The organism is Frondihabitans australicus, assembly GCF_003634555.1.
Lineage (GTDB): Bacteria > Actinomycetota > Actinomycetes > Actinomycetales > Microbacteriaceae > Frondihabitans > Frondihabitans australicus.
This window is the reverse complement of the sequence record NZ_RBKS01000001.1, coordinates 1850046-1873681: the sequence shown is the minus strand read 5'-3', so window position 1 is coordinate 1873681 and position 23636 is coordinate 1850046. Positions and strand designations below refer to the sequence as shown.

At 69.7% G+C, this 23636-nt stretch carries 20 protein-coding genes, 2 tRNA genes and 1 pseudogene; 12 read left to right on the top strand and 11 right to left on the bottom strand.

Annotation, left to right across the window (positions count from 1 at the left end; genetic code table 11):
* Positions 1-29: 29 nt before the first annotated feature.
* From C8E83_RS08655 to C8E83_RS08645, 3 genes are all read right to left on the bottom strand, one after another.
* On the bottom strand, positions 30-1316 hold the full coding sequence (locus tag C8E83_RS08655; protein WP_170159887.1) for an acyltransferase family protein: 1287 nt from the start codon (positions 1314-1316) through the stop codon (positions 30-32).
* A 92-nt stretch (positions 1317-1408) separates the two neighbouring features.
* Positions 1409-1894, bottom strand: a complete 486-nt coding sequence (locus C8E83_RS08650) for a Dps family protein (protein ID WP_121369432.1) — start codon at positions 1892-1894, stop codon at positions 1409-1411.
* A gap of 134 nt (positions 1895-2028) precedes the next feature.
* Positions 2029-2787, bottom strand: coding sequence for an SGNH/GDSL hydrolase family protein (locus tag C8E83_RS08645; protein WP_170159886.1), 759 nt, complete (start codon positions 2785-2787; stop codon positions 2029-2031).
* A gap of 30 nt (positions 2788-2817) precedes the next feature.
* Here C8E83_RS08645 and C8E83_RS08640 point away from each other — a divergent pair, with 30 nt between their 5' ends.
* Together C8E83_RS08640 and C8E83_RS08635 are read left to right on the top strand one after the other, a co-directional pair.
* Positions 2818-3981 (top strand): low temperature requirement protein A, encoded by a 1164-nt coding sequence (locus C8E83_RS08640; RefSeq protein WP_121369428.1) that lies wholly within the window; start codon positions 2818-2820, stop codon positions 3979-3981.
* An 85-nt stretch (positions 3982-4066) separates the two neighbouring features.
* Positions 4067-4339 carry a hypothetical protein gene (locus C8E83_RS08635; RefSeq protein ID WP_147430121.1) on the top strand — a complete coding sequence of 91 codons (273 nt, stop codon included), beginning with the start codon at positions 4067-4069 and terminating at the stop codon, positions 4337-4339.
* Positions 4340-4500: 161 nt separating this feature from the next.
* Here C8E83_RS08635 and C8E83_RS08630 read toward each other — a convergent pair.
* Positions 4501-4571, bottom strand: a tRNA-Gly gene (locus tag C8E83_RS08630).
* 154 nt (positions 4572-4725) lie between these two features.
* On the opposite strand from C8E83_RS08630, the gene C8E83_RS08625 reads away from it, so the two are divergent.
* From C8E83_RS08625 to clpX, 5 genes are all read left to right on the top strand, one after another.
* Positions 4726-4798 (top strand) — tRNA-Pro (locus C8E83_RS08625).
* 68 nt (positions 4799-4866) lie between these two features.
* Entirely contained in the window at positions 4867-6192 is a 1326-nt protein-coding gene (gene tig, locus C8E83_RS08620; protein ID WP_121369423.1) for a trigger factor, read from the top strand.
* Positions 6193-6367: 175 nt separating this feature from the next.
* The gene (locus tag C8E83_RS08615; RefSeq protein WP_121369421.1) at positions 6368-6970 is read left to right on the top strand and encodes an ATP-dependent Clp protease proteolytic subunit; all 603 of its coding nucleotides are present in this window, start codon (positions 6368-6370) and stop codon (positions 6968-6970) included.
* A gap of 34 nt (positions 6971-7004) precedes the next feature.
* Positions 7005-7664, top strand: a complete 660-nt coding sequence (locus C8E83_RS08610) for an ATP-dependent Clp protease proteolytic subunit (RefSeq protein ID WP_121369420.1) — start codon at positions 7005-7007, stop codon at positions 7662-7664.
* Positions 7665-7851: 187 nt separating this feature from the next.
* Positions 7852-9129, top strand: coding sequence for an ATP-dependent Clp protease ATP-binding subunit ClpX (clpX, locus tag C8E83_RS08605; RefSeq protein ID WP_121369418.1), 1278 nt, complete (start codon positions 7852-7854; stop codon positions 9127-9129).
* A 68-nt stretch (positions 9130-9197) separates the two neighbouring features.
* On the opposite strand, the pseudogene C8E83_RS08600 reads toward clpX, so the two are convergent.
* A pseudogene (locus C8E83_RS08600) lies at positions 9198-11240 on the bottom strand (M3 family metallopeptidase).
* A 90-nt stretch (positions 11241-11330) separates the two neighbouring features.
* Here C8E83_RS08600 and C8E83_RS08595 point away from each other — a divergent pair.
* From C8E83_RS08595 to C8E83_RS08590, 3 genes are read left to right on the top strand one after another with little or no spacing between them, the layout of a single operon-like run.
* Entirely contained in the window at positions 11331-12008 is a 678-nt protein-coding gene (locus tag C8E83_RS08595; RefSeq protein ID WP_121369416.1) for an ArsR/SmtB family transcription factor, read from the top strand.
* A complete protein-coding gene (locus C8E83_RS19455; RefSeq protein ID WP_170159885.1) occupies positions 12005-12172 on the top strand; it encodes a hypothetical protein in 168 nt (55 codons plus the stop codon). Before C8E83_RS08595 ends, C8E83_RS19455 begins: the two co-directional genes overlap by 4 nt.
* Before the next feature lie 53 nt (positions 12173-12225).
* Positions 12226-13035, top strand: coding sequence for a methyltransferase domain-containing protein (locus C8E83_RS08590; RefSeq protein WP_121369414.1), 810 nt, complete (start codon positions 12226-12228; stop codon positions 13033-13035).
* 78 nt (positions 13036-13113) lie between these two features.
* On the opposite strand, the gene C8E83_RS08585 is transcribed toward C8E83_RS08590, so the two are convergent.
* Positions 13114-13377 (bottom strand): hypothetical protein, encoded by a 264-nt coding sequence (locus C8E83_RS08585; RefSeq protein WP_121369412.1) that lies wholly within the window; start codon positions 13375-13377, stop codon positions 13114-13116.
* A 3-nt stretch (positions 13378-13380) separates the two neighbouring features.
* Positions 13381-15996, bottom strand: a complete 2616-nt coding sequence (valS, locus tag C8E83_RS08580) for a valine--tRNA ligase (RefSeq protein WP_245981522.1) — start codon at positions 15994-15996, stop codon at positions 13381-13383.
* A 251-nt stretch (positions 15997-16247) separates the two neighbouring features.
* Here valS and proP point away from each other — a divergent pair, with 251 nt between their 5' ends.
* Positions 16248-17759 carry a glycine betaine/L-proline transporter ProP gene (proP, locus tag C8E83_RS08575; protein ID WP_281270837.1) on the top strand — a complete coding sequence of 504 codons (1512 nt, stop codon included), beginning with the start codon at positions 16248-16250 and terminating at the stop codon, positions 17757-17759.
* 4 nt (positions 17760-17763) lie between these two features.
* Here the strand turns inward: proP and C8E83_RS08570 are convergent, their stop codons facing one another.
* Genes C8E83_RS08570 through C8E83_RS08555 form a run of 4 tightly spaced genes read right to left on the bottom strand, consistent with a single transcriptional unit; the run spans position 17764 to position 22895 of the window.
* A complete protein-coding gene (locus C8E83_RS08570) occupies positions 17764-19416 on the bottom strand; it encodes a dipeptide ABC transporter ATP-binding protein (RefSeq protein ID WP_121369406.1) in 1653 nt (550 codons plus the stop codon).
* Positions 19413-20300, bottom strand: a complete 888-nt coding sequence (locus C8E83_RS08565) for an ABC transporter permease (RefSeq protein ID WP_121369404.1) — start codon at positions 20298-20300, stop codon at positions 19413-19415. Before C8E83_RS08565 ends, C8E83_RS08570 begins: the two co-directional genes overlap by 4 nt.
* Positions 20297-21232 carry an ABC transporter permease gene (locus C8E83_RS08560; protein WP_121369403.1) on the bottom strand — a complete coding sequence of 312 codons (936 nt, stop codon included), beginning with the start codon at positions 21230-21232 and terminating at the stop codon, positions 20297-20299. The genes C8E83_RS08565 and C8E83_RS08560 overlap by 4 nt, the downstream gene beginning before the upstream one ends.
* Before the next feature lie 16 nt (positions 21233-21248).
* On the bottom strand, positions 21249-22895 hold the full coding sequence (locus tag C8E83_RS08555; RefSeq protein ID WP_121369401.1) for an ABC transporter substrate-binding protein: 1647 nt from the start codon (positions 22893-22895) through the stop codon (positions 21249-21251).
* A gap of 66 nt (positions 22896-22961) precedes the next feature.
* On the opposite strand from C8E83_RS08555, the gene C8E83_RS08550 reads away from it, so the two are divergent.
* Positions 22962-23579, top strand: a complete 618-nt coding sequence (locus C8E83_RS08550; protein WP_121369399.1) for a TetR/AcrR family transcriptional regulator — start codon at positions 22962-22964, stop codon at positions 23577-23579.
* Positions 23580-23636: the final 57 nt, after the last annotated feature.

The window sequence follows — 23636 nt, the reverse complement described above, 5'->3', positions numbered from 1 at the left end:
CGAGCTCGGGAGGGCGGCAGCGGCCGGCGCTAGTCGCGCGAGGACGCGCCGTCGGAACGCGCGGCGGCAGGGGCGGCCGCGGCGGCCGCGGTCGGCCGCCAGCTCTCGCGACGACCGGCGAGTGCCGGCACGTCGGCCGGCAGCGGTCGGTTGCGACGCTTGAGTCGGAGGGCCTGCTTCTCGACTCCGTAGTACGTGGCCGCGGAGAGCGCGAGCGCCAGGGCGAGGACGACCACCGTCGACACGAAGAACCCGAGGCGCCCGCCGCCGAACGTGATGCCGTGCTGGATGAAGAAGCGGATCAGGACCAGGTGCCAGAGATAGAGGCTGAACGACACGACGCCGACCCAGCGGATCGGCCGCCAGTCGAGCACACGGGCCCAGAGCGAGTGGCCGCCGTCCGCCCCCGGCAGCACGACGAGCAGCAGGATGCAGCCGAAGCCGACCGCCGAGGCGATGGTGAGGAAGTCGGCCTGCACGCCGTACTGGAAGAACACGATCGCGAGGATGCCTCCGACCACGAGCCCACCGCGCACGAGCGGTGCCTGCCGAGGCGAGAACACACCCTTGCGGAACGCGATGAACACCAGTGCCGCGGCCATTCCCACGCCGAACATGTCCGCCTGCGCGAAGAGGCTGCGGGCGGTCAGCGAGAAGCCCGTCTTGCCCCATTCGCTGGCGTCGAGGAAGACGCGGCGGTTGAGGATGATCACCACGGCGCGCCCGACACCGCCGAGCAGCAGCATGAACGCGACGGGCAGGAAGGCGGCGTAGGCGCGACGCAGGCGCGGGAACAGCTTCTCGACGGCGACGACCATGATGGGCAGGAGCGCGTAGAACGTCAGCTCGACCGTCAGCGTCCACGCCACCTCGAGGCCCGAGCGCTGCCACTCGATCGAGTAGTTCTGCAGCAGGGTCGCGTTCAGCAGGAATCCGCGCCAGGACAGTGTGCCGAGAGTGCCGTCGGGGCGGAGGGCGACGCGGAGGACGAAGGCGGCGATCGCCAGGATCACGAGGTAGGCCGGCCAGATCCTGAGCGCGCGGTTGAAGGCGTAGCTGCGGATCGACGGATGCTCGCGCCCCTCGATCAGCCGAGAGGCGAAGGGCCAGAAGAGGAGGAACCCGGACAGCACGAAGAACAGCGTCAGCCCCTGATCGAGCAGCCGGAACAGCTCGCCGTACTCCACCTCGACCTTCGGGGTGTAGACGTGGCCGACGTGGTAGACGAGCACCGCTGTCGCGGCGACGGCACGCAGACCCTCGAGCCCCAGGATGCGCTGACCCCACGACGGAGCGACGGTGCCGGAAGAATTCACGTACCCCAGTCTTGCACTTCGTTGTGGGTTAACCAGGAAGCCGCCGTCTCCGGCGAGGGAGACGGCGGCTTCGGAAGCTGCTTCGGCAGCGACTACTTCGAGACGTGCGCGGCGAGGAACCAGCGGTCCTTGTCGAGACCGCGGGCGATCTCGATGGCGACGTCCTGCGACGAGGCGTCGATCTCGCCGAGCTCGTCGATAGCGGTCTGAACGGAGGCGCGGGCCGCATCGATCTGCGCGACGATGCCGGCGACGGTGGCGTCGACCTGCTGGAAGCCGGCCTTGAGCGACGGCACGGTGGTGGTCGCCGCGACGGTCTCGAGGCGGCCGTCGACCGGGAGGCCCAGGGCGACGATGCGCTCGGCGGCGGTGTCGGCGTACTCCTGCGCGTGGTCGACGATGTCGTCGAGGAGCTCGTGGACGGCGATGAAGCTGATGCCGCGGACGTGCCAGTGGGCCTGCTTGCCGTTGACGGCGAGGGCCGTGAGGTTGGTCACGATCGGGGTGAGGAACTGGGCGGTGGCGGCTGCGACGTCGGGGTCGACGGAGCTCTGGGTGACGGTGATGGAATCGGACACGATGCCCTCTTTTCGTTGATTCTGCGGCCTTGGTGCACCCAACGCTAGACGTCTGGGAAAATTCCGCAAGCAAGCTGAGGCTCGTCTAACGAAGGGCCTCCTACCCTTAGCAACGGCGCCCGACGGCCTTACCGTCACCCGTTCTGCCGCGTGTCCGACACCTCCTGCAGGATCGCGTCACGGAAGTTGTGCCCCACGATCCGGTAGCCCGCCGCGGTCGGATGGATGCCGTCGGCCGTCAGCGACGCGACGTAGTACTTGCCGTCGCGCAGCGGACCCCACGGGTCGTAGAAGGTCCACGACTTCTTCTTGGTGAGCACCCACGCCTTCAGCTGCTTCTCGTAGGTCGCGCCTCCGTCGGGGTCGCGGTTGTACGGCGGGATCGCGCCGATGATCACGTGCTTCGGGTGGATCACCTTGACGATGTAGTCGTAGTACTTCTTCGCCTTCGCCAGCGAGATGCCGAGCCGTACGTTGTTGGTGCCCGACATGAGCACGAGCACGTCGACGTCCTTCACCGGGGTCACGTGGTAGGCCTCGATCTGCGTCGTCGTGCCTCCCATCGCCCATCCGCCGACCCACTTCACGCCGTCGCCCTGCGCGTAGGTCATCCAGGTGTCCTTGTCGAGGCCGTCCTGAGGGATGGTCCGCGAGCCGCCCGCCGTGAGCGAGTCGCCGACGATCGCGACCCGCACAGGGTTCTCGGGCGTGCCCTTGGTCGACTGGTCCTGGACGGACGAGGTGTCGGGCGAGGCGGGCGCAGGATCGGCGGTGTGTACGCCGGCTCCTGCCGCCTGGGGCTCGGCCGAGGTCGTCGTGCTGCAGCCGGCCAGAAGGGTCACGGTGAGGGCGGCGGCGGCCAGGAGGATGGCGGGTCGGAGTCGCGAGGTCACGGCGCCATTATCGCTCGCTAGCGTAAGAGCATGACGAGTGCCGTGCACCGCTCCGCCCTGCGCCGCATGACCATGCGCGACCCCGACGAGCCGCATCGCGCCGCGAGCTCGCTCGAGCTGCTCTTCGACCTCGTCTTCGTGGTCGGGGTGTCGTTCGCCTCGGTGGGCCTCCACCACGACCTCGGGGAAGGGGAGGTCGCGCGCGGCGTGCTCGCCTACACGACGGCGTTCTTCGGCCTGTGGTGGGCGTGGATGAACTTCACCTGGTTCGCGACGTCGTTCGACACCGACGACTGGCTGTACCGGATCGCGACCGTCGTGCAGATGGGCGGCGCGCTCACTTACGCGGCGGGCCTGCCCGCGCTCATGAACCTCGAGCACCCCGACTTCACACTCGGGGTGACCGGCTACATCATCATGCGGCTGCCGATGTCGTTCCAGTGGTTCCGGGCGAGCTGGTCGGAGCCGTCGACGAGGCGTGCGACGCTGCGGTACGCCGTCGGGATCCTCGTGGTCCAGTGCTACTGGGTGCTGCTGCTCGTCGTCCCGGACGACATGAAGTACCCGACCTTCTTCGTCGGCATCGTTCTCGAGCTCGGGGTGCCCGTGTTCGCGGAGGGTGCGGGGTCGACGCCGTGGCACTCGCGCCACATCACCGAGCGCTACGGGCTCTTCACGCTGATCGTGCTCGGCGAGTCGATCCTCGCGTCGACCAACGCCGTCGTCGAGGTGTCGCACTCGACCGAGCACCTGGCCGAGCTCGTGCTGCTCGCGGCGACCTCGCTCGTGATCATCGTCTGCTTCTGGTGGATCTACTTCGCCTTCCCGCAGCACGGGCTGCTGACGTCGATCCGGACCGCGCTCGGCTGGGGCTACGGGCACTACGTCGTGTTCGCGTCGGCCGCGGCCCTGTCGGCGGGCATCGAGATCCAGCTCGACTCGTCCTCGGTGCATCTGTCGTCCGTGGCCGCGGCGGCGACACTGGCGGTCCCGTGCGCCGTCTACCTGGCGATGGTGTGGTTCCTGGTGGTGCGGCGACAGTCGTCGCGGATCGTGAACGCGGCGGTGCCGGCGCTCGCGGTGCTCGTCGCGCTCGCCTCCTTCGTCCCGCACGCGCCGCAGGTGGTGGCGGCGCTCATGGTCGTCGCGGTCGTCACCGTCGTGTCGGGTCGCGGTCGCCGTTCCTCCCTCTAATCGCGACACAACGCGACACGTGCGACGTGTCAGGACGTCGCAGGTATCGCTTTGTGTCGCAGAGGGCAGGCGTAGGGTCACGAGCATGAGGGCGCAGGATCACGACACGCCGCACGGGCCGATGCCGCTCGCACATCTCGTCGCGCGTGAGGCGTGGCTCACGATCGTCGCGCCGACGTGGCCCCGCGGCTACGTGCGCCTGCTGGGCCTCGCGGGAATCGTCGAGGGCGTCTTCCTCCTGCTCGTCTGGACGACCGTCCCCATCGGCGCCGTCGCCGTCCCCTGCTTCGCCGCCGGCGGGCTCGTCTTCGTCGCCTCGTTCGTTCCTCGCCGCCACCGCGCGCGTCCCGACCGCTAGCCACGCGGTCCGCGGCGAGCGAAGCCCCACCACCCGCGTCGCGCGAAACCCGTTCGGCGAGCCGAGCGACGCCACCCCGTGCCGACGCGCCGCAGGGGCGGCGGCGCGGAATAAACACCGAGCCCCTCACGAGGTCGACCGCAGGGAGACAGGAAAAGGGGAGGGGCGGACGGGAATCGAACCCGCGTAATCAGTTTGGAAGACTGAGGCTCTACCATTGAGCTACCGCCCCGCAGACAGCCTCACGGCCGGTGTGCGGAGTCCAGCATAGGGCATGTGTCGAACCGCTCAGACTCGACCGCCACGGACGGGCTAGACTTCACGGGGCCGTTTCGCCCCGACCTCAACGGGACTCAGCGAGACACCGCGGAAGTGCACTGAAATACCGGGGCGTAGCGTAGTGGCTAGCGCGTCCGTTTTGGGGGCGGAAGATCGCAGGTTCGAGTCCTGTCGCCCCGACGCAAGTCGTTGTCTCATGACAACTCCACGCAAGTCGTTCTACTCATCAACACCAGGAGACGTTCCAATTGGTCAAGACCACGGTTGAGCAGCTCAGCCCCACCCGCGTCAAGCTCAACATCGCGGTGAGCCCCGACGACCTCAAGCCCGGCATCACGCACGCCTACGGCCACATCGCCGAGCAGGTGCAGATCCCCGGCTTCCGCAAGGGCAAGGTTCCGCCGCCCATCATCGACCAGCGCGTCGGCCGCGAAGAGGTCCTCAACCACGCCGTCAACGAGAGCATGGACTCCTTCTACCGTGCCGCCGTCGAAGAGGTCGAGCTGCGCCCGCTGGGCCGCCCCGAGGCCGACGTCGTCGAGTGGCCGAACATCAAGGACTTCTCGGGTGACCTCCTGCTCGCCATCGAGGTCGATGTGCGTCCCGAGTTCACGCTGCCCGACTACGACGGCCTCGAGCTGACGGTCGACTCGGTCGACGTCTCCGACGAGGAGGTGGAGGAGGAGCTCACGAACCTCCGCACCCGCTTCGGCACGCTCATCACCGTCGACCGCCCGGCCGCCACGGGCGACTTCGCCCAGATCGACCTCACCGCCACCATCGGCGACGACGAGGTCGACAACGCCAAGGGCATCTCGTACGAGCTCGGCTCGGGCGACCTCATCGAGGGCATCGACGAGGCCCTCGACTCGCTCACGGCCGGCGAGACCACCACGTTCGAGTCGAAGCTCCTCGGCGGCGACCACGAGGGCGAGACCGCTCTCATCTCGGTCACGCTGACCGCGGTCAAGGAGCGCGAGCTCCCCGAGGCCGACGACGACTTCGCGCAGATCGCCAGCCAGTTCGACACGCTGGACGAGCTGAAGGCGGACCTCAAGGAGCAGCTCGGCCGCTCCAAGGGCTTCGGCCAGGGCTCGCAGGCCCGCGACCTCCTCCTCGAGAAGCTCCTCGAGCTCGTCGAGATCCCGGTCCCCGAGAAGCTCGTCGAGGACGAGGTGCACCGTCACCTCGAGCAGGAGAACCGTCTCGAGGACGACACGCACCGCGCCGAGGTGAAGGAGTCCAGCGAGGTCGCCTTCCGCAACCAGATCCTCCTCGACGCCATCGCCGAGAAGGAGGAGGTCAAGGTCGAGCAGGACGAACTGACCCAGTACCTCATCCAGGGCGCCGCGCAGTACGGCATGGAGCCCGGCGAGTTCATCAAGGTCCTCGACCAGAACGGCCAGATCCCCGCCATGGTCGGCGAGGTCGCCCGCTCGAAGGCTCTCGCCGTCGTCCTCTCCAAGGCGAAGGTGAAAGACGACAAGGGCGCCGACGTCGACCTGTCGGCGTTCACCGCCACGGCGGGTGTCGGCGCAGACGACGAGTCGCACGAGGGTCACGACCACGAGTAACGCTCGAGCGGCTCAGAGCTGACGAAGGGCGCAGGATCCGCGGATCCTGCGCCCTTCTTCTGTCCCCTGGCGGCGAACACGTTCTGCTTCCGTACAGCCGTGGGCGAACAGCCCGGAAACCGCGCGTTGCACCCTCTAAGTTCGTATGCAAGCGACAACCGAATGGGAGCACCACATGGCCGACGCCGCAACACTGCCCAACAGTGTTTTTGACCGACTTCTCAAAGACCGCATCATCTGGCTGGGCTCCGAGGTGCGCGACGACAACGCGAACGAGATCGCAGCGAAGCTTCTCCTCCTCGCCGCTGAGGACAGCGAGAAGGACATCTACCTCTACATCAACTCGCCCGGCGGCTCGATCACGGCCGGCATGGCTATCTACGACGCGATGGAGTTCGTGCCGAACGACATCGTGACCGTGGGCATCGGCATGGCCGCGTCGATGGGTCAGCTCCTCCTCACCGCCGGCACCAAGGGCAAGCGTTACATCACACCGAACGCGCGCGTGCTGCTGCACCAGCCGCACGGCGGTTTCGGCGGCACGTCGAGCGACATCCAGACGCAGGCGCAGCTGATCCTGTCGATGAAGCAGCGTCTCGCCGAGATCACCGCGGCGCAGACCGGCAAGACCGTCGAGCAGATCAACGCCGACGGCGACCGCGACCGCTGGTTCACGGCGCAGGAGGCCCTCGAGTACGGCTTCGTCGACCACATCCGCGCCTCTGCGACCGACGTGACCGGCGGTGCCGGCACCGGCGCCGACAACAGCGACAAGTAACCACCCGACGACGACTTTCACGAAAGAAGACACCATGGAACTGCCGAAGATGGGTGGAACCCCTCAGATCGCGATGCCCTCGTCGCGTTACGTGCTCCCCTCGTTCGAAGAGCGCACGGCCTACGGCTACAAGCGCCAGGATCCCTACGCCAAGCTCTTCGAAGACCGCATCGTCTTCATGGGCGTGCAGGTCGACGACGCGTCGGCCGACGACGTCATGGCCCAGCTGCTCGTTCTCGAGTCGATGGACCCCGACCGCGACATCACGCTGTACATCAACTCGCCCGGCGGCTCGTTCACGGCCATGACGGCGATCTACGACACGATGCAGTACATCCGCCCCGACATCCAGACGGTCTGCCTCGGGCAGGCCGCGTCGGCCGCGGCAGTCCTGCTCGCCGCCGGCACCCCGGGCAAGCGCCTCGCGCTCCCGAACGCCCGCGTGCTCATCCACCAGCCCGCGACCGGCGGTCAGGGCGGCGGTCAGGCCTCCGACATCGAGATCCAGGCGGCCGAGGTGCTCCGCATGCGCACCTGGCTGGAGGAGACCCTGTCGAAGCACTCCAACAAGTCGCCCGAAGAGGTCAACCGCGACATCGAGCGCGACAACATCCTCGGCGCGCAGGAGGCCCTGCAGTACGGCCTCATCGACCAGGTCCTGACGAGCCGCAAGAACCTGGCGCTCGCCAAGTAACATCCGTCGCGTGTGCAAGGCCCCGGATCCTGCCGCAGGATCCGGGGCCTTTCGCAAGCCTCGTCCGCTCCGAACACCTGTTGCCGGGTTCGCTCCCGGCGATTCGCCGGGTCACGATGCTCGCAGTGTCTGCGGTTCGGGTTAGGCTCGTTCAACGACCACCACTCAACGCCTAAGGGAGGCAGGCATGGCTCGCATCGGTGAGAGCGCCGATCTGCTCAAGTGCTCGTTCTGCGGAAAGAGCCAGAAGCAGGTCCAGCAGCTGATCGCCGGCCCTGGCGTGTACATCTGCGACGAGTGCGTCGAGCTGTGCAACGAGATCATCGAAGAGCGCCTGGCCGAGGCCGGCGAAGAGCCTTCGAGCGAGTTCGACCTGCCGAAGCCCCGAGAGATCTACGACTTCCTCGAAGAGTACGTGATCGGCCAGGCGCCGGCGAAGCGCGCTCTGTCGGTGGCCGTCTACAACCACTACAAGCGGATCCGGTCGATGCAGACCCTGGCCTCCGCCGACTCGCTGGGCGACGACATCGAGATCGCCAAGTCCAACATCCTTCTCATCGGCCCCACGGGCTGCGGCAAGACGTATCTCGCCCAGACCCTGGCCAAACGCCTCAACGTGCCGTTCGCCGTGGCCGACGCGACCGCCCTCACCGAGGCCGGCTACGTGGGTGAGGACGTCGAGAACATCCTGCTCAAGCTGATCCAGGCCGCCGACTACGACGTCAAACGGGCCGAGACCGGCATCATCTACATCGACGAGGTCGACAAGATCGCCCGCAAGGCCGAGAACCCCTCGATCACCCGCGACGTGTCGGGCGAGGGCGTGCAGCAGGCGCTCCTCAAGATCCTCGAGGGCACCGTCGCCTCGGTCCCGCCGCAGGGCGGCCGGAAGCATCCGCATCAGGAATTCATCCAGATCGACACGACGAACGTCCTGTTCATCGTCGCCGGCGCCTTCGCGGGGCTCGAGGAGATCATCTCGTCCCGCGCCGGCAAGCGCGGCATCGGCTTCGGCGCCCCGCTCTACAACAAGGGCAACGACGTCAACCTCTTCAGCGAGGTCCTGCCCGAAGACCTCCACAAATTCGGCCTCATCCCCGAGTTCATCGGTCGCCTCCCCGTCGTCACGACGGTGTCGCAGCTCGACCGCGAGGCTCTGATGGAAATCCTCACGAAGCCGAAGAACGCGCTCGTGCGCCAGTACCAGCGCATGTTCGAGCTCGACGGCGTCGAGCTCGAGTTCGAGCAGTCTGCCCTCGAGGCGATCGCCGACCTCGCGGTCCTGCGCCAGACCGGCGCCCGCGGCCTCCGCGCGATCATGGAGGAAGTACTCGGCCCGATCATGTTCGACGTCCCCTCCGACGACACCGTCGGCCGCGTCGTCGTGACGAAGGCGTCGGTCATCGAGAACGCCGCGCCGACGATCGTGCCGCGCGCTCCCGAGCGCGCCGAGAAGAGCGCGTAGCCTCAGGCTCTCGTCGAACGCCCCGCCGCACAACGCGGCGGGGCGTTCGTGCGTCCTGGCTCAGCGGGCTACTGCAGGCGACGGCGGGCCAGCAGCGGCTCGACGGCGGCATCGCGACCGCGGAAGTCGCGGTACGCCTGAAGCGGGTCCTTCGACCCGCCCACCCCGAGCAGGAGCCGCGAGAAGCGCTCCCCGGCCTCCCGCGACAGGCCGCCGTTGTCGTCGAACCACTCCACCGTGTCGGCGTCGAGCACCTCGCTCCAGATGTACGAGTAGTAGCCGGCGTCGTAGCCGCCCGAGAACGTGTGCGCGAAGTACGCCGACGAGTAACGGGTCGGAACGGCGGCGTTGTCGAGCCCTGAGGCGGCGAGGGCAGCGGCCTCGAAGGTGGCCACGTCGGCGGGGTCCGCGAGCTCCTGCGCCTCGGCCAGCGTGAGCGCGTGCCATTTCTGGTCGAGGAGCGCTGCGGCGAGGTACTCGGACGTCGCGAAGCCCTGACCCTAGCCCTCGGCCGCCTCGAGCTTGTCGACGAGGTCGCGCGGCATCGGCTCACCGGTCTTGTAGTGGCGCGCGTAGTTCGACAGCACCTCGGGCCGCAGCATCCACATCTCGTTGACCTGGCTCGGGAACTCGACGAAGTCACGGAACACGTTCGTGCCCGAGAAGTGCGGGTACGTCACTCGGGCGAGGAGGCCGTGCAGCGCGTGACCGAACTCGTGGAACAGCGTCGTCACCTCGTCAAGCGTGAGCAGGATCGGCGAGCCTGCGGGCGGCTTCGACACGTTGAGGTTGTTCACGACGACCGGGTAGGGATGCAGGAGCCGAGACTGCGACACGAGCGGATTCATCCACGCGCCGCCGCGCTTGGAGTCGCGCGTGTAGAGGTCGAGCAGGTAGAGGCCGACGGGCTCGCCCTCGCTGGTCACCTCGAAGACGCGGGCCTCGGGGTGGTAGCCGACGAGGTCGTGCCGCTCGGTGAACTCGAGCCCGTAGAGCTGCGACGCCGCGAAGAACACGCCGTCGACGAGCACCCGCGACGCCTCGAAGTACGGGCGCATGTCGTCGGAGTCGAAGTCGTAGGTCGCCGCGCGCACCCTCTCGCTGTAGAACGCCCAGTCGTGCGCCTCGACGGGGTGGCAGGCGAGCTCCTGGAGGTCGTGCTGCTCGGCGGCGGCGTTGCGGGCGGCGGGCGGTGCGAGACGGGAGAGGAGGGCGTCGACGGCGTCGGGCGATCCTGCGGTCTCACCCGCGGTCACGTAGGCCGCGTGCGTGGCGAAGCCGAGGAGCGCGGCGCGCTCTGCCCGGAGCCGCACGATGTCGAGGACCACCTGCCGGTTGTCGTGCTCGCCGCCTCGGCTGCCCCGTGCCCGCGACGCCTCCATGATGCGGCGGCGGAGGTCGCGGTTCGTGAGCCTCGACAGCAGGGGGTGGCCGGTGAACAGCATGAGCGTGATGAGGTACTTGCCCTCGAGCCCTCGCTCGGCGGCCGCAGCGGCGAGTCCCGCGATCTCGTCCTCACCGAGCCCGTCGAGCTCGCTGGCGTCGTCGACCACGAGGGCGAGGTCGTTCGTGTCGGCGAGGAGGTTCTTCTCGAAGCGCGTCGAGAGGGCGGCCAGGTCGGCGTTGAGGGTGCGGAGGCGCTCCTTGTCGGCGTCGGCGAGGCCGGCTCCGGCCCGGGTGAACTCGTCGTGGTAGCGCTCGACGAGGTAGACGGCCTCGGGGGAGAGCTCTGAGGCGGCCTCGGTGCCGAGCGACTCGTAGACGGCCTCGATGCGTGCGGCCAGGGCCGGGTTCAGCCGGATCGCATCGGAGTGCGCGGCGAAGAGCGGCGCGTACTCCAGCTCGAGGGCGTTCGACGACTCGTCGGAGTCGCTCGACTGCTTGTTCCAGAACACGTGCTCGACCCGCGAGAGCGTCTGGCCGCTCAGCTCGAGCGGGACGATCGTGTTGTCGAAGGACGCGGGCGCAGGATCCGACGTGATCGCCTCGATCTCGGCCAGCTGATGGGCGAACCCCAGGTCGATCGCCTCCCGGTAGTGCTCCGGCTCGATGTCGGCGAACGGCGGCAGGTCGTAGGGGAGGGCGCTGGGCTCGAGGAACGGATTCGGCATCCTCCGAGCCTAGGCCCGTTCGCCGTGAGCAAAGATCTGTTTGCAAAGAGAGTGTTGCAAAGAAAACTCTGCACGCGTATTCTCGGAGTCATGACCGAGAGCATGCCCCCGCACGCACGCCAGCTCGATGCCGGCGCCCTCCGTGCACTGGCCCACCCGCTGCGCGTCGAGCTCTTCGAAGAGCTGTCGGTGCGCGGCTGTGCCACGGCGAGCCAGCTCGCCGAGCGGCTGGGGGAGTCGAGCGGCTCCACCAGCTACCACCTGCGCCAGCTCGAACGGCACGGCCTCGTCCGCGAGGTCGAGGAGCGCGGCACGAATCGCGAGCGCTGGTGGGAGCGCACTCCCGGCTCGATCGGCGTGTCGTACTTCGACTACGACGACGCCGCCGGCCGCACGGCCGCCCGCATGGTCGGCCGCGAGTGGGAGCGCGCCCGCGCTGCGCTCCTGGACGACTTCCACTCCAATCCCGACCTCGTCGGGCGCGACTGGTACGAGGCGTCCAGCATCTCGACGTCGAACGTCACCGCGACCGTCGACGAGCTGCACGAGCTCGGCCGGGCATGGCTCGAGTTCCTCGCCACACACGTCGACCCCCTGCGCAACCGCGACGACGTCGTCGGCGCGCGCCGTGTCCAGGTCCACTTCAACGCGTTCCCGCTCCTCGATCGCGACGCGGCCGACCAGGCGCTCCTCGCGCGCGACGCGGCCGCGGCCTCGAACGTCACCCCGACCCCCGACCCCACCGACTCAGAACAGGCAGAATCATGACCCGCACCGAATCCGTCTTCGACCGTCTCGCCCTCCGCACCGGCCGCGCCCTCGTCGACTGGTCGCAGCGCCCCGAGCGCTCCGTCCGCTCCATCGACGCCGACCGCGTGTCGCGTGCCCACGGCGGCAGCGTCGACTCGCTGTCCGCGACCCGCTTCCACTGATCGAGGTGCCCGGCGTGCGGCAGACACCGTGCGCCGGGCGCTAGCGTCGGAGCATGACGACCCACGACGAGCGCTACAGCCACGGCCACCACGAGAGCGTCCTGCGGAGCCACACCTGGCGCACCGTCGAGAACTCGGCGGCGTACCTCGCCCCGCACCTCGCGCCCGGCCTCTCGCTGCTCGACGTGGGCTCCGGCCCCGGCACGATCACGGTCGACTTCGCCGCGCGACTGGGCGACGGCCGGGTCGTCGGCATCGACCGCTCCGCCGAGATCGTCGCCCAGGCCACCGCGCTGGCCGAGGCGCAGGAGCAGACGAACGTCGAATTCCTCGAAGCCGACGTGTACGCCCTCCCCTTCGACGACGACACCTTCGACATCGTGCACGCGCACCAGGTGCTGCAGCACCTCGGCGACCCGGTGGCGGCGCTGCGCGAGATGCGTCGCGTGACGAAGAAGGGCGGCCTCGTCGCGGTGCGCGACGTGGACTACCGCGGGACCCTCTGGGCTCCTGCGAACCCGGGCCTCGAGAAATGGCTCGACGTCTACGAGCGCAACGCGCGTGCCAACGGCGGCGAGCCCGACGCGGGCCGCCACCTGCGCTCGTGGGTGCTGCAGGCGGGCTTCACCGACGTGACCGCGACCGCGACGGCGTGGTGCTTCGCGAGCGACGCCGAGCGCACCTGGTGGGGCGACAGCTGGGCCGCACGCACCCTCGAGTCGCAGTTCTACGGCGACGTCATCGAGCACGGCATCGCGACCGCCGCCGACCTGCAGGAGGTCGCCGCGGGCTGGATCGCCTGGCGCGATGCGCCCGACGGCTGGCTCTCGATGTTGCACGCCGAGATCCTCGCGACCGCCTGAAGCGTCGTCAGCGACAAAACGCGACACCTGCGACGCGAATGAACGTCGCGGGTGTCGCGTTGTGTCGCGGGAAGCGGGCTAGAAGTCGTCGTCGTCGGGTTCCGACTCGGACGGCTCGTGGACGTGCGCCGTGTCCGTCGCGGCGTCGTACCGGATCACGGTGCCGTCGTCGAGCTCGACCACGGGCTTCCGCTCGAGCCAGGTGAGCGTCCAGCGCCAGGCGGACGCGTCGACGCCCTGCTCGGCGAGCTCGCCCTCGACCCGCAGGATCGCCGACACCACCGGGGCCGGCAGCCGGTCGGGCGTCGAGCCCCCGACCGGCCATCGCGTCCCGAGCTGCACGGCCTACGCCTCGGCCGGCTGCTCGGCCAGCACGATGTCGGTCACGGCGAGCTCGTCGCCCGAGGCGAACGTGAGCGCCTGGATGCGTCCCACCGCGGCGAGGTCGGCGGCGGCCGACTCCAGCAGCGACAGCGACGCGGCGGGAGCCACGACCACGGCCGAGGTCACCGGCGTCTTCTGCGAGGCCTTCGCGTCGGTCTTCGCGCGCCGCACCGAGATGAGCGCCTCGCCCACGAGCTGCAGGAGACCCGACGGAGCCTCGAGCGCCCAGAGCTCGCCGGTCGTCGGCCACGCCGCGCGGTGCACCGACGTGTCGTGGGTCCACGACCACACCTCTTCGGTGGCGAAGGGCAGGTAGGGCGCCAGGAGCCGCAGCAGTGCGTCGATCGTCGTGCGCAGCGTGGAGACCGCGGAGGCCTGGGCGTCGGTCGAGGTGCTGCCCTCTGCTCCTGCGCCATAGGCCCGCTCTTTGACGAGCTCGAGGTAGTCGTCGCAGAAGGTCCAGAAGAACTTCTCGGTCGTCTCGAGCGCCTTCGCGTGGTCGTAGTTCTCGAGGGCGTCGGTCGCCGTCTCGATCACCACAGCGAGGTTCGCCAGCAGGTCGCGGTCGAGCGGCTCGGTCGCCGTCGCCGCGCCCGCGGGCTGCGGGAACGAGTAGACGAACTTCGCGGCGTTGAGCACCTTGATCGCGAGGCGGCGACCCACCTTGATCTGCTTCGGGTTCTGCGGGTCGAACGCCGCGTCGGTGCCGAGGCGCGACGAGGCCGCCCAGTAGCGCACCGCGTCGGAGCCGTGGTCGTCGAGCATGGCCGCGGGAGTCACGACGTTGCCCTTCGACTTCGACATCTTCTTGCGGTCGGGGTCGACGATGAAGCCCGAGATCGAGGCGTTCCGCCACGGCACGGTGTCGCCCTCGAGCTGCGCGCGCAGCATCGTCGAGAAGAGCCAGGTGCGGATGATGTCCTGGCCCTGGGGACGCAGCGAGTAGGGGAACACGAGGTCGAAGAGCTCGGGGTCCTGCTCCCACTTCCCGGCCAGCTGCGGGGTGAGCGACGAGGTGGCCCAGGTGTCCATCACGTCGACCTCGCCCTGGAAGCCGCCGGGCACGCCGCGCTGGGACTCGTCGTAGCCGGGTGCGGTGTCGCTCGACGGGTCGACGGGCAGGGACGCCTCGGACGGCACGATCGGCTGGTCGAACACCGGGTTGCCGTCGGAGTCGAGCGGGTACCAGACCGGGATCGGCACGCCGAAGAAGCGCTGGCGAGAGATGAGCCAGTCGCCCGAGAGGCCCTTGACCCAGTTCTCGTAGCGCACGCGCATGAAGTCGGGGTGGAACGCCACCTCTTCGCCGCGCTTGAGCAGCGTCGAGCGGAGCTCCTCGTCGCGGGCGCCGTTCACGATGTACCACTGGCGCGTCGACACGATCTCGAGCGGCTTGTCGCCCTTCTCGAAGAACTTCACCGGGTGGGTGATCTTCTCGATGTCGCCGATCAGCTCGCCCGACTCGCGCAGCAGGTCGACCATCGCGGCCTTCGCGCTGAACACGGTCTTGCCGGCGAGCTCGGCGTACGCGGCGATGCCCGCCTCGGAGTCGATCGCCGACGGCGCCTCGCTCACGAAGCGGCCGTCGAAGCCGATCACCGAGCGGTTCGGCAGGTCGAGCTCGCGCCACCACACCACGTCGGTCGTGTCGCCGAACGTGCAGATCATGGCGATCCCAGAGCCCTTGTCCTTCTGGGCGAGGTGGTGCGCCAGCACGGGCACCTCGACGCCGAAGACCGGGGTGGTCACGGTGGTGCCGAAGAGGGGCTGGTAGCGCTCGTCGTCGGGGTGGGCGACGAGGGCCACGCAGGCAGGCAGGAGCTCGGGGCGCGTCGTCTTGATGAGGATGTCTTCCCCTGCTCCTGCGCCCTCGCCCGGACGGTGGAACGCGAGCGTGTGGTAAGCGCCCGGCATGTCCTTGTCTTCGAGTTCGGCCTGGGCCACGGCGGTGCGGAACGTGATGTCCCACAGCGTCGGGGCGTCGGCCTGGTACGCCTCGCCGCGGGCGAGGTTGCGGAGGAAGGCCTTCTGCGCGATGGCCTGCGAGTCGTCGCCAATGGTGCGGTAGGTCTGGGTCCAGTCGACCGAGAGGCCGAGCTTCCGCCACACGTCTTCGAACTGCTTCTCGTCTTCCACCGTCAGGCGCTCGCAGAGCTCGACGAAGTTGCGCCGTGAGATCGGCACCTGGTCGGCGGCCTTGGACGACTTGTTGTCGCCGCCCTCGAACGGCGGCGTGAAGTCGGGGTCGTAGGGGAGGGACGGGTCGCAGCGGACGCCGTAGAAGTTCTGCACGCGACGCTCGGTGGGGAGGCCGTTGTCGTCCCAGCCCATCGGGTAGAAGACGCTCTTGCCGCGCATGCGCTCGAATCGCGCCTTCACATCGGTGTGCGTGTAGCTGAACACGTGGCCGATGTGGAGGGAGCCGGAGGCGGTGGGCGGCGGGGTGTCGATCGAGAAGGTGTTCTCGCGGGTCGACGCGGTGCGATCGAACAGGTAGGTGCCGTCGGTCTCCCACTGCGGGCCCCAGACGGCCTCGAGGCCCTCGAGGGCGGGGCGGTCGGGCATGGGTCGAGTCATGGGATCTCCTGTTCGATATGGGCGGCACCGTGTCGATGGTGAGGTGCCTTGTTGGGTGCACACAGTCTACGCGAGCGGGTCGCGGAGGAGGAGCGGCCCGGGGCCGATATTTGCCATGTGGTAAGCTTGGGGCCGTTTTTTTGTTACGAAACCAGGAGTGAATGCGTATGAGTGATCCGTCGTCCCGTCCCGCAGTACCCGCACAGGCAGTACCCGCTCGAAAGACCCGCACCCGGCAAGGACGCCGACGACTGACCACCTCCGACGTGACCGTGGTCGAAGAATCCCTGCTCAAGAGGGCCGTCGCCGCGGCCGCCCTCGGAAACGGCATGGAGTGGTTCGACTTCGGCGTCTTCGCCTACCTCACGACCACGCTCGCGAAGGTCTTCTATCCCTCGCTCAACCCGACTCTCAGCGTGATCCTCACCTTCGCGACCTTCACGGCCGCGTTCATCGTGCGCCCGATCGGCGGGGCCGTGTTCGGCCCGCTCGGCGACCGCATCGGCCGCCAGAAGGTCCTCGCCGTCACGATGATCATGATGGCGGCCGGCACCTTCGCCATCGGGTTCCTTCCCGACTTCCACACGATCGGCGTGTGGTCGCCGATGCTGCTGCTGATTGCGCGCCTCGTGCAGGGGTTCTCGACCGGCGGCGAGTACGGCGGTGCCGCCACCTTCATCGCCGAGTACTCGCCCGACCGCCGCCGCGGGTTTATGGGCTCCTGGCTCGAGTTCGGCACCCTCGGCGGCTACGTCCTCGGCGCCTCGCTGGTGACCGTGCTGCAGTTCGCCATGCCGGAAGACACGCTGCTGTCGTGGGGCTGGCGCATCCCGTTCCTCATCGCGGGCCCGCTCGGCATCGTCGGGCTCTACCTGCGCCTCAAGCTCGAGGAGACCCCGGCGTTCCAGAAGCAGCAGGAGGAGGCGGCGTCGCGCGAGGCCGTCAAGACCCCCGTGCTGCGTCTCTTCGCCGAAAACTGGCGCGCACTCCTCATCTGCATCGGCCTCGTGCTCGTCTTCAACGTGACCGATTACATGCTGCTGTCGTACATGCCGACCTACCTCACCACGACGCTCGGGCGCGACGCCACGAACGGCCTCGTGCTGATCATCGTCGTCATGGTGCTGATGATGGCCGTCATCTCGCTGGGCGGCCGCCTGTCCGACCGCTTCGGCCGCCGCCCGGTGCTGTTCGCGGGCTGCCTCGGATTCCTGTTCCTCTCGTGGCCGGCCCTGAAGCTGGTGCAGACGGACTCGACGGTGCTCGTGTTCGTGGGGCTGCTGCTCCTGGGCCTCGTGCTCGTCACGTTCACCTCGACGATGCCCTCGACGCTGCCGGCGCTGTTCCCGACGATCATCCGCTACGGCGCGCTCGCGATCGCGTTCAACGTGTCGGTGTCGCTGTTCGGCGGAACGACGCCGCTGGTCACGGAGTCGCTGGTCGCCTGGGCGCACGACTCCGGATTCGCATGGGCGAACGACATCCCGGCGTTCTACCTGATGATCGCGGCCGTCATCGGCCTCGTGTCGGTGTGGTTCACGAAAGAAACGGCGAACGCCCCGCTGCTCGGCTCGCTGCCCGCGGTGGCCAGCGAGGAGGAGGCGCGCGAGATCGTCGCGGCCTACGCCGACGAGTCGAGCGAGCTCGCCCACGAGGACTGGGCGGTCGAGTTCGCGCAGTCCGGCCCGATCGACATCGTGCGGCCGTCGAGCCCGCCGATGCCCGACGGCGTGGTCGAGGTCTCCGGCCCCGCCGCCCGCTAGACGCTCAGCCCCGGGGGCTGCTCGCCGCGGCGAGCAGCCCCTTCGTGTAGGGGTGCGCAGGAGCAGTGAACACCCGCTCGGTCGCACCCTCCTCCACGATCCTGCCCTCGTGCATCACCGCGACGCGGTCGCTCTGGTGCCGGATCACGTCGAGGTCGTGCGAGATAAACAGGTAGGCGAGGCCGAGGCGCTCCTGCAGCTCGTCGAGCAGGTCGAGCACCTGCGCCTGGACGGTCACGTCGAGCGACGACACCGGCTCGTCGCAGATCAGCACGGCCGGCGACGGTGCGAGTGCGCGGGCGATCGCCACGCGCTGCCGCTGCCCGCCCGAGAGCGTCGCCGGGGAGCGGTCCGCTACCTCGGGCGGCAGCCCCACCTCGTCCAGAAGCCGCGTCACCTCGTCGCGATGCGTGCCCATCCGCAGGGTCGCGCCCGCCGTGAGCGCGTCGACGAGGGTCCGGCCGACCGTCAGGCGCGGGTCGAACGAGCTCAGGGCGTCCTGGTAGACGGCGCCGAGGCGACTGCGGCGGGGTCGGCGGTCGCGCTCCCGGAGGGGGTTCCACGGGGCGCCGTCGAGAGTCACCGATCCTGCGTCCGGGGTCTCCAGCCCGAGCAGGAGCCGCGCCGTCGTCGTCTTGCCCGAGCCCGACGCGCCCACCAGCCCGAGCGTCTCGCCGCGGCGGAGGTCGAGCGACACGTCGTCGACGGCCACCCTCTCGCCGAACCGTCTCGTCAGAGACTGTGCCGTCAGGATCGGTTCACGGTGGGGGTCGGGGGCGGCGAATCCGTTCGATTCGGGCGGCGACTCGCCGTGTCGACCCGATCCGTGGACGGTCCCGGCGACCGACAGGCGCGTGCCGCGCGCCTTCCCCGCCGGCAGCGCGGCGACGAGGGCGCGTGTGTACTCCTCGCGCGGCGAGTCGAGCACCACCTCGGTCGGCCCCGTCTCGACGACGCGCCCCGCGCGCATCACCACGACGCGGTCGGCGAGGCGGCGCACGGCGCCGAGGTCGTGGCTGATGGCGAGCACGGCGGCCCCCTCGTCGCGGAGAACGCCGAGGCGGTCGGTGACCTGGCGCTGCACGGCGGCGTCGAGCGCGGTCGTCGGCTCGTCGGCGATGATCACGTCGGGTCGGAGCGCGAGGGCCGCCGCGATGAGGGCGCGCTGGCGGAGGCCGCCGGAGAGCTCGCCCGACCGCTGCCCGCGGCGTTCGGCAGGCGACGGCATGCCGACCTCCTCGAGCACCTCGATCACGCGGGCGCGGCGCTCGGCGGGGGAGAGGCGCGTGTGCAGCCGGAGGGCGTCGTCGATCTCCCGTCCGATCGGGCGCAGAGGATCGAGCGAGACGAGGGCGTCCTGCAGCACCAGCCCGACGCGCGGGCCTCGAATCCGGCGCCAAGCGCGCTCGCGCAGCCCGAGCAGCGACCGCCCGTCGAGCGAGAGGGCCGACGCGGACACCTGACCGCCGGTCAGGCCGAGCAGGGCGCGGGCGGTGACGCTCTTGCCTGAGCCGGACTCGCCGACGAGGGCCACGCACTCGCCGGGGGCCAGCGTGAACGACACGCCCTGCACCACGGCGGCGCCGCCGAACGACACGGAGAGTCCGTCGACGACGACGCCCTTCGTCGGGCCGCCGTCGAGCGTCGAGCCGTTCACCGTCGACCCCGTCTCGTCAGCCCGCGCCCGAGCACCGTCGTCGACGCGGCCGTGATCACGATGGCCAGCCCCGGGAACACTGTCATCCACCAGGCGACCTGCAGGTAGGTGCGCCCCGCCTCGAGCATGGCGCCCCACTCCGGCGCCGGCGGCGGCGAGCCGAGGCCCAGGTAGCTCAGCGACGACGCCCAGACCACGGCCTGTCCGACGCCGAGCGTCGCGAGCACGACCACGGGTGCGAGGGCATTCGGCAGCACGTGCCGGGTCAGAAGCCGAACGGGCGACCGCCCCAGCACCCGCGCCGCCTCGACCATCTCGGACGACCGCACGCGGCGGATCTGCGTGCGGAAGATCCGCGCGTACCCGGGTGCCGTCGCGAGCCCCACGGCGACGGTCGCGGGCAGCGGGCCCGGCCCCGTGAACGCGATGATGACGAGCGCGAGCAGGAGCCCGGGGAGAGCGAACAGCACCTCCAGCAGCCTCCCCACGGCGACGTCCGTCACGCGAGACCCCGCCCCGGCGGCGATCCCGAGCACGAGGCCCAGGGCCGTGCCGATCGCCGTCGCTGCGAGACCGATGAGCAGCGAGGCTCCGGCGCCGTGCACCACGCGGGTGTAGAGGTCGCGCCCCGAGTCGTCGGTGCCGAACGGGTGCGCGGGCGACGGGGGCTGGAAGGCGTCGGCGGGCGCGATGGCGAGCGGGTCGCGCGGCGCCAGCAGCCCCGGGAAGACCGCCGCCACGACGACGAGCAGCAGGAGCACGGCGGCGACCGTCTCGGCGACCGTGAGGGGCCAGCGACGACGTGACCCGCCCCTCCTGGGGCCAGCAGGAGCCGAGGCGGCCTCGCCGTGCCGCTCGAGGGCGGTCTCCGGAATGAAGGTCATGCCGCCCGCCCCCTCGGGTCGAGCGCCCGCTCGGCGACGTCGCCGAGGACGACGACCACCACGTAGGCGAGCGCCGAGACGAGCGCGACACCGGTCACGAGCGGCACGTCGCGCACCGTGACGGCGGCGAGGAGGGTGCGGCCGAGGCCCGGCCTCGCGAACACCGACTCGACGACGACGGCGCCCGAGAGCAGCGAGCCGAATGCCCAGCCCGAGAGGGCGAGACCGGGCAGGGCGGCATGGCGCAGGAGATGCCGGGCGAAGACGCCGTTCGCGCTCTCCCCGCGGGCGCGGGCCGAGAGCGCGAACGGGGCGGCGGAGGCGTCGAGCAGGGAGTCGCGGGTCACCTGGCCGAGGAACCCCGCCACCGGAATTGCCAGGGTGACCACGGGCAGCACCAAGCCGGCGGCGGTGCCCGTCGAGACCGGCGGCAGGAGGTTCAGCTGCGTCGAGAAGACGACGATGAGGATGCTCGCGAGCAGGAAGTGCGGCACGGCCGAGGCGATCACCTCGAGGGCGTTTCCGACTGCTCCTGCGACCCGGCCGCTGCGCGACGACCACCAGGCGAGGCCGGCGGCGAGGAGCCAGGCGACGATCAGCGAGAGCGCGGCGAGCTCGAGGGTCGGCGGCACCTGCGCCGCCAGGACGCTCGCGACGCTCTGCTTCAGCGAGTACGACGTGCCGAGGTCGCCCGTGGCCAGACGGCCGAGCTGCACCGCGTACTGGACGACGAGGGGCTTGTCGAGGCCGTACTCGCGGCGCACCAGGTCGAGCGACGCCTTCGACGCATCGGACCCGGGGCCGCCGAGGATCGCCTGGGCGGGGTCGCCGGGCACGAGCCGGATCGCGAAGAAGATCAGCGTCGCGACAGCCCAGAGCACGACGACGGCGCCCGCGAGGCGCACGCCGACGAAGCGCGCCGCTGCCCTCACGGTCGGCGGGGGAGCGTCACTTCGACAGCCACACGTCGTAGAGCGACGGCGTCGACACCGACGGGAAGGCGCGCAGGCCGTGGACCGTCGTGCGGTAGAGGAAGTGGTTCTGCTGGTCGTAGAGCGGCAGCACGTAGTAGCCCTCGAGGATCGTCTTCTGCGCCTGGTCGTAGAGGTCTTGGCGGGTCGACGGGTCGGACTCCTGACCGGCCTTCCGCAGGGTGGCGTCGAGCGACGGGATGTCGACCTGGGCGTTGTTGGCGAAGTAGCCGCTGGGCGCAGGGGTGATGCCGGACGAGTCGTACAGGATGTCGAGCACGCCCGGGCCGACCTTCGTGTAGGGCGCGTCGACCAGCTCATACTGGTGCTTCGCGAGGGCCGTGTACCAGCTCGAGAGGTCGAGCTGGCTGATCTCGACGTCGAAGCCGAGCTTCTTCGCCTGCTCCTGGATCTGCTCGAACAGGGCGCGCTCGGCGGGGATCGACTGATTCGTCGAGACCGGGAAGCGGACGGTGAGCTGCTTTCCGTCCTTCACGCGGTAGCCCTGCGAGTTCTTCTGCGACCAACCGGCGGCGTCGAGCAGCTTCTCGGCCTTGGCGGTGTTCACCGTGAACAGGGCCTTGTCGCTGTAGGAGTCCTGCTCGACGCTCGACAGCAGCGAGTACGAGCGCTTCGCCGTGCCGAAGAACAGGGTCTTGATGCCGGCGTTGACGTCGACGCCGGTGATGAAGGCCTGCCTCACCCGCTCGTCGTCGAACGGGGCCTGTGACGAGTTCAGCTCGATGCGGTCGGAGGCGCCGGGGCGCGGAGCGTCGATCGCCTTGATCGTCTGGCCCTTGGCCGCGGCGACGAGCTCGTCGGGCTGCGCGTTGTCGGTGACCTGCACGTCGCCCGACTGCAGGGCCGCGTACCGCGACGCCGAGTCGGGGATGAAGCGCCAGACGATCTTCGACAGGTAGGCCTCGCCGGTGTGCGCGGCGTCCTGGACGGGGGAGGTGTAGTGCGGGTTCCGCACCATCGTGATCGCCGACTGCTTCACCCACTTCGTCACCTCGAACGGGCCGGTGCCCACGGGCGAGACGCAGTTCGTGGCCATCGGCCGCTTCAGGGCGGTCGGCGACTCGATCGCGAGCCAGGGCTGGGTGAGCGAGTCGAGCAGGTCGCTGTCGGGCTGGCTCAGCTCGAAGCGCACGGTGTCGGTATCGACGGCGACGGTCTTCTTCACCTTGCCGAGCGCGAGGTAGCCCGTCGACGAGAGGGTCTTGGGATCCTGCACCGCGTTCATGTTCGCGACCACGGCCGCGGCGTCGAAGGGCGTGCCGTCGGTGAACTTCACGCCCTTCTTGAGCGTGAAGGTCCAGCTCAGGCCGTCGTCGGACTGCTTCCAGGACGTCGCGAGCCACGGGATGATGTCGCCGTGACTGTCCTTCGAGACGAGCTCTTCGAGGTACTGCGAGGCGACGAGGGCCTGCGGGTAGTTGCCGCCGACGTGCGGGTCGAGGCAGGTGGGCTCGGCGTCGCCGGTGGCATAGGTGAGAGTGCCGCCACGGACGGGCGTCGCCGACGCGTCGTCGGTCGCCGTGCCACCGCCCGAGGTGCAGCCCGCGAGGACGAGGGCGGAGGCCGCCGCGAGAGCGACGAGGGGCAGGAGGCGGGTGCGCATGGAACTCCGGAGATATCTGTACCGAGTGCAGGAAGTGCCCCTCGAGTCTACGGGCACAATGATGTCGTGACCTCCACTCCAGCCGGACGCAGCGGGCGGCCCCGACGGTCGTCGGCCGAGATCCTCGCCGACGCCGCCAGCGAGCTCTTCCTCGAGAACGGCTACGCGGGCACGACCGTCGACCAGATCGCCCAGCGCGCCGGTGTCAGCCGTGCCACGTTCTTCAACTACTTCGCCGGCAAGGCCGACCTCCTCTGGCTCGACCTCGACGCGAGCCTCGCCCGGCTCCCCGAGGCGCTTCGATCGCCGGCCGTCCGCGAGCTGCCCGTCGTCGCGTCGGTCCAAGCCGCCCTCGTCGACGTGGCGCGCGCGCACGACGACGAGCGCGTCCCGTGGGCGCTCACGCAGGCCGAGGCGATGCGCCTCGGAGACGACCTCGTCGCCTCCGGCGCGGCCCGCTTCGTGGCCCAGCACCAGCTCGTCGCCGCCTACGTCGCACAGCGGCGCGGGGAACGCCCCGACGACGTCTGGCCGCAGGTCGTCTCCTCGACGCTCCTCGCCGCCGCGGGCGCGGCCGTGGTCTCCTGGGCCCGAGCGGGCATCGGCCGCGGCCCGCTGGTCGCCTCCGTGGAGCCGGCCGTGGCGCCCGTCGCCCGAGGTCTCGCCGCCGCGCTCGGGGAGTGACCGGCACCGACCTCTGACACCTGTCGAAAAGAGCCCCGGTCGGGGTACAAGAAACCT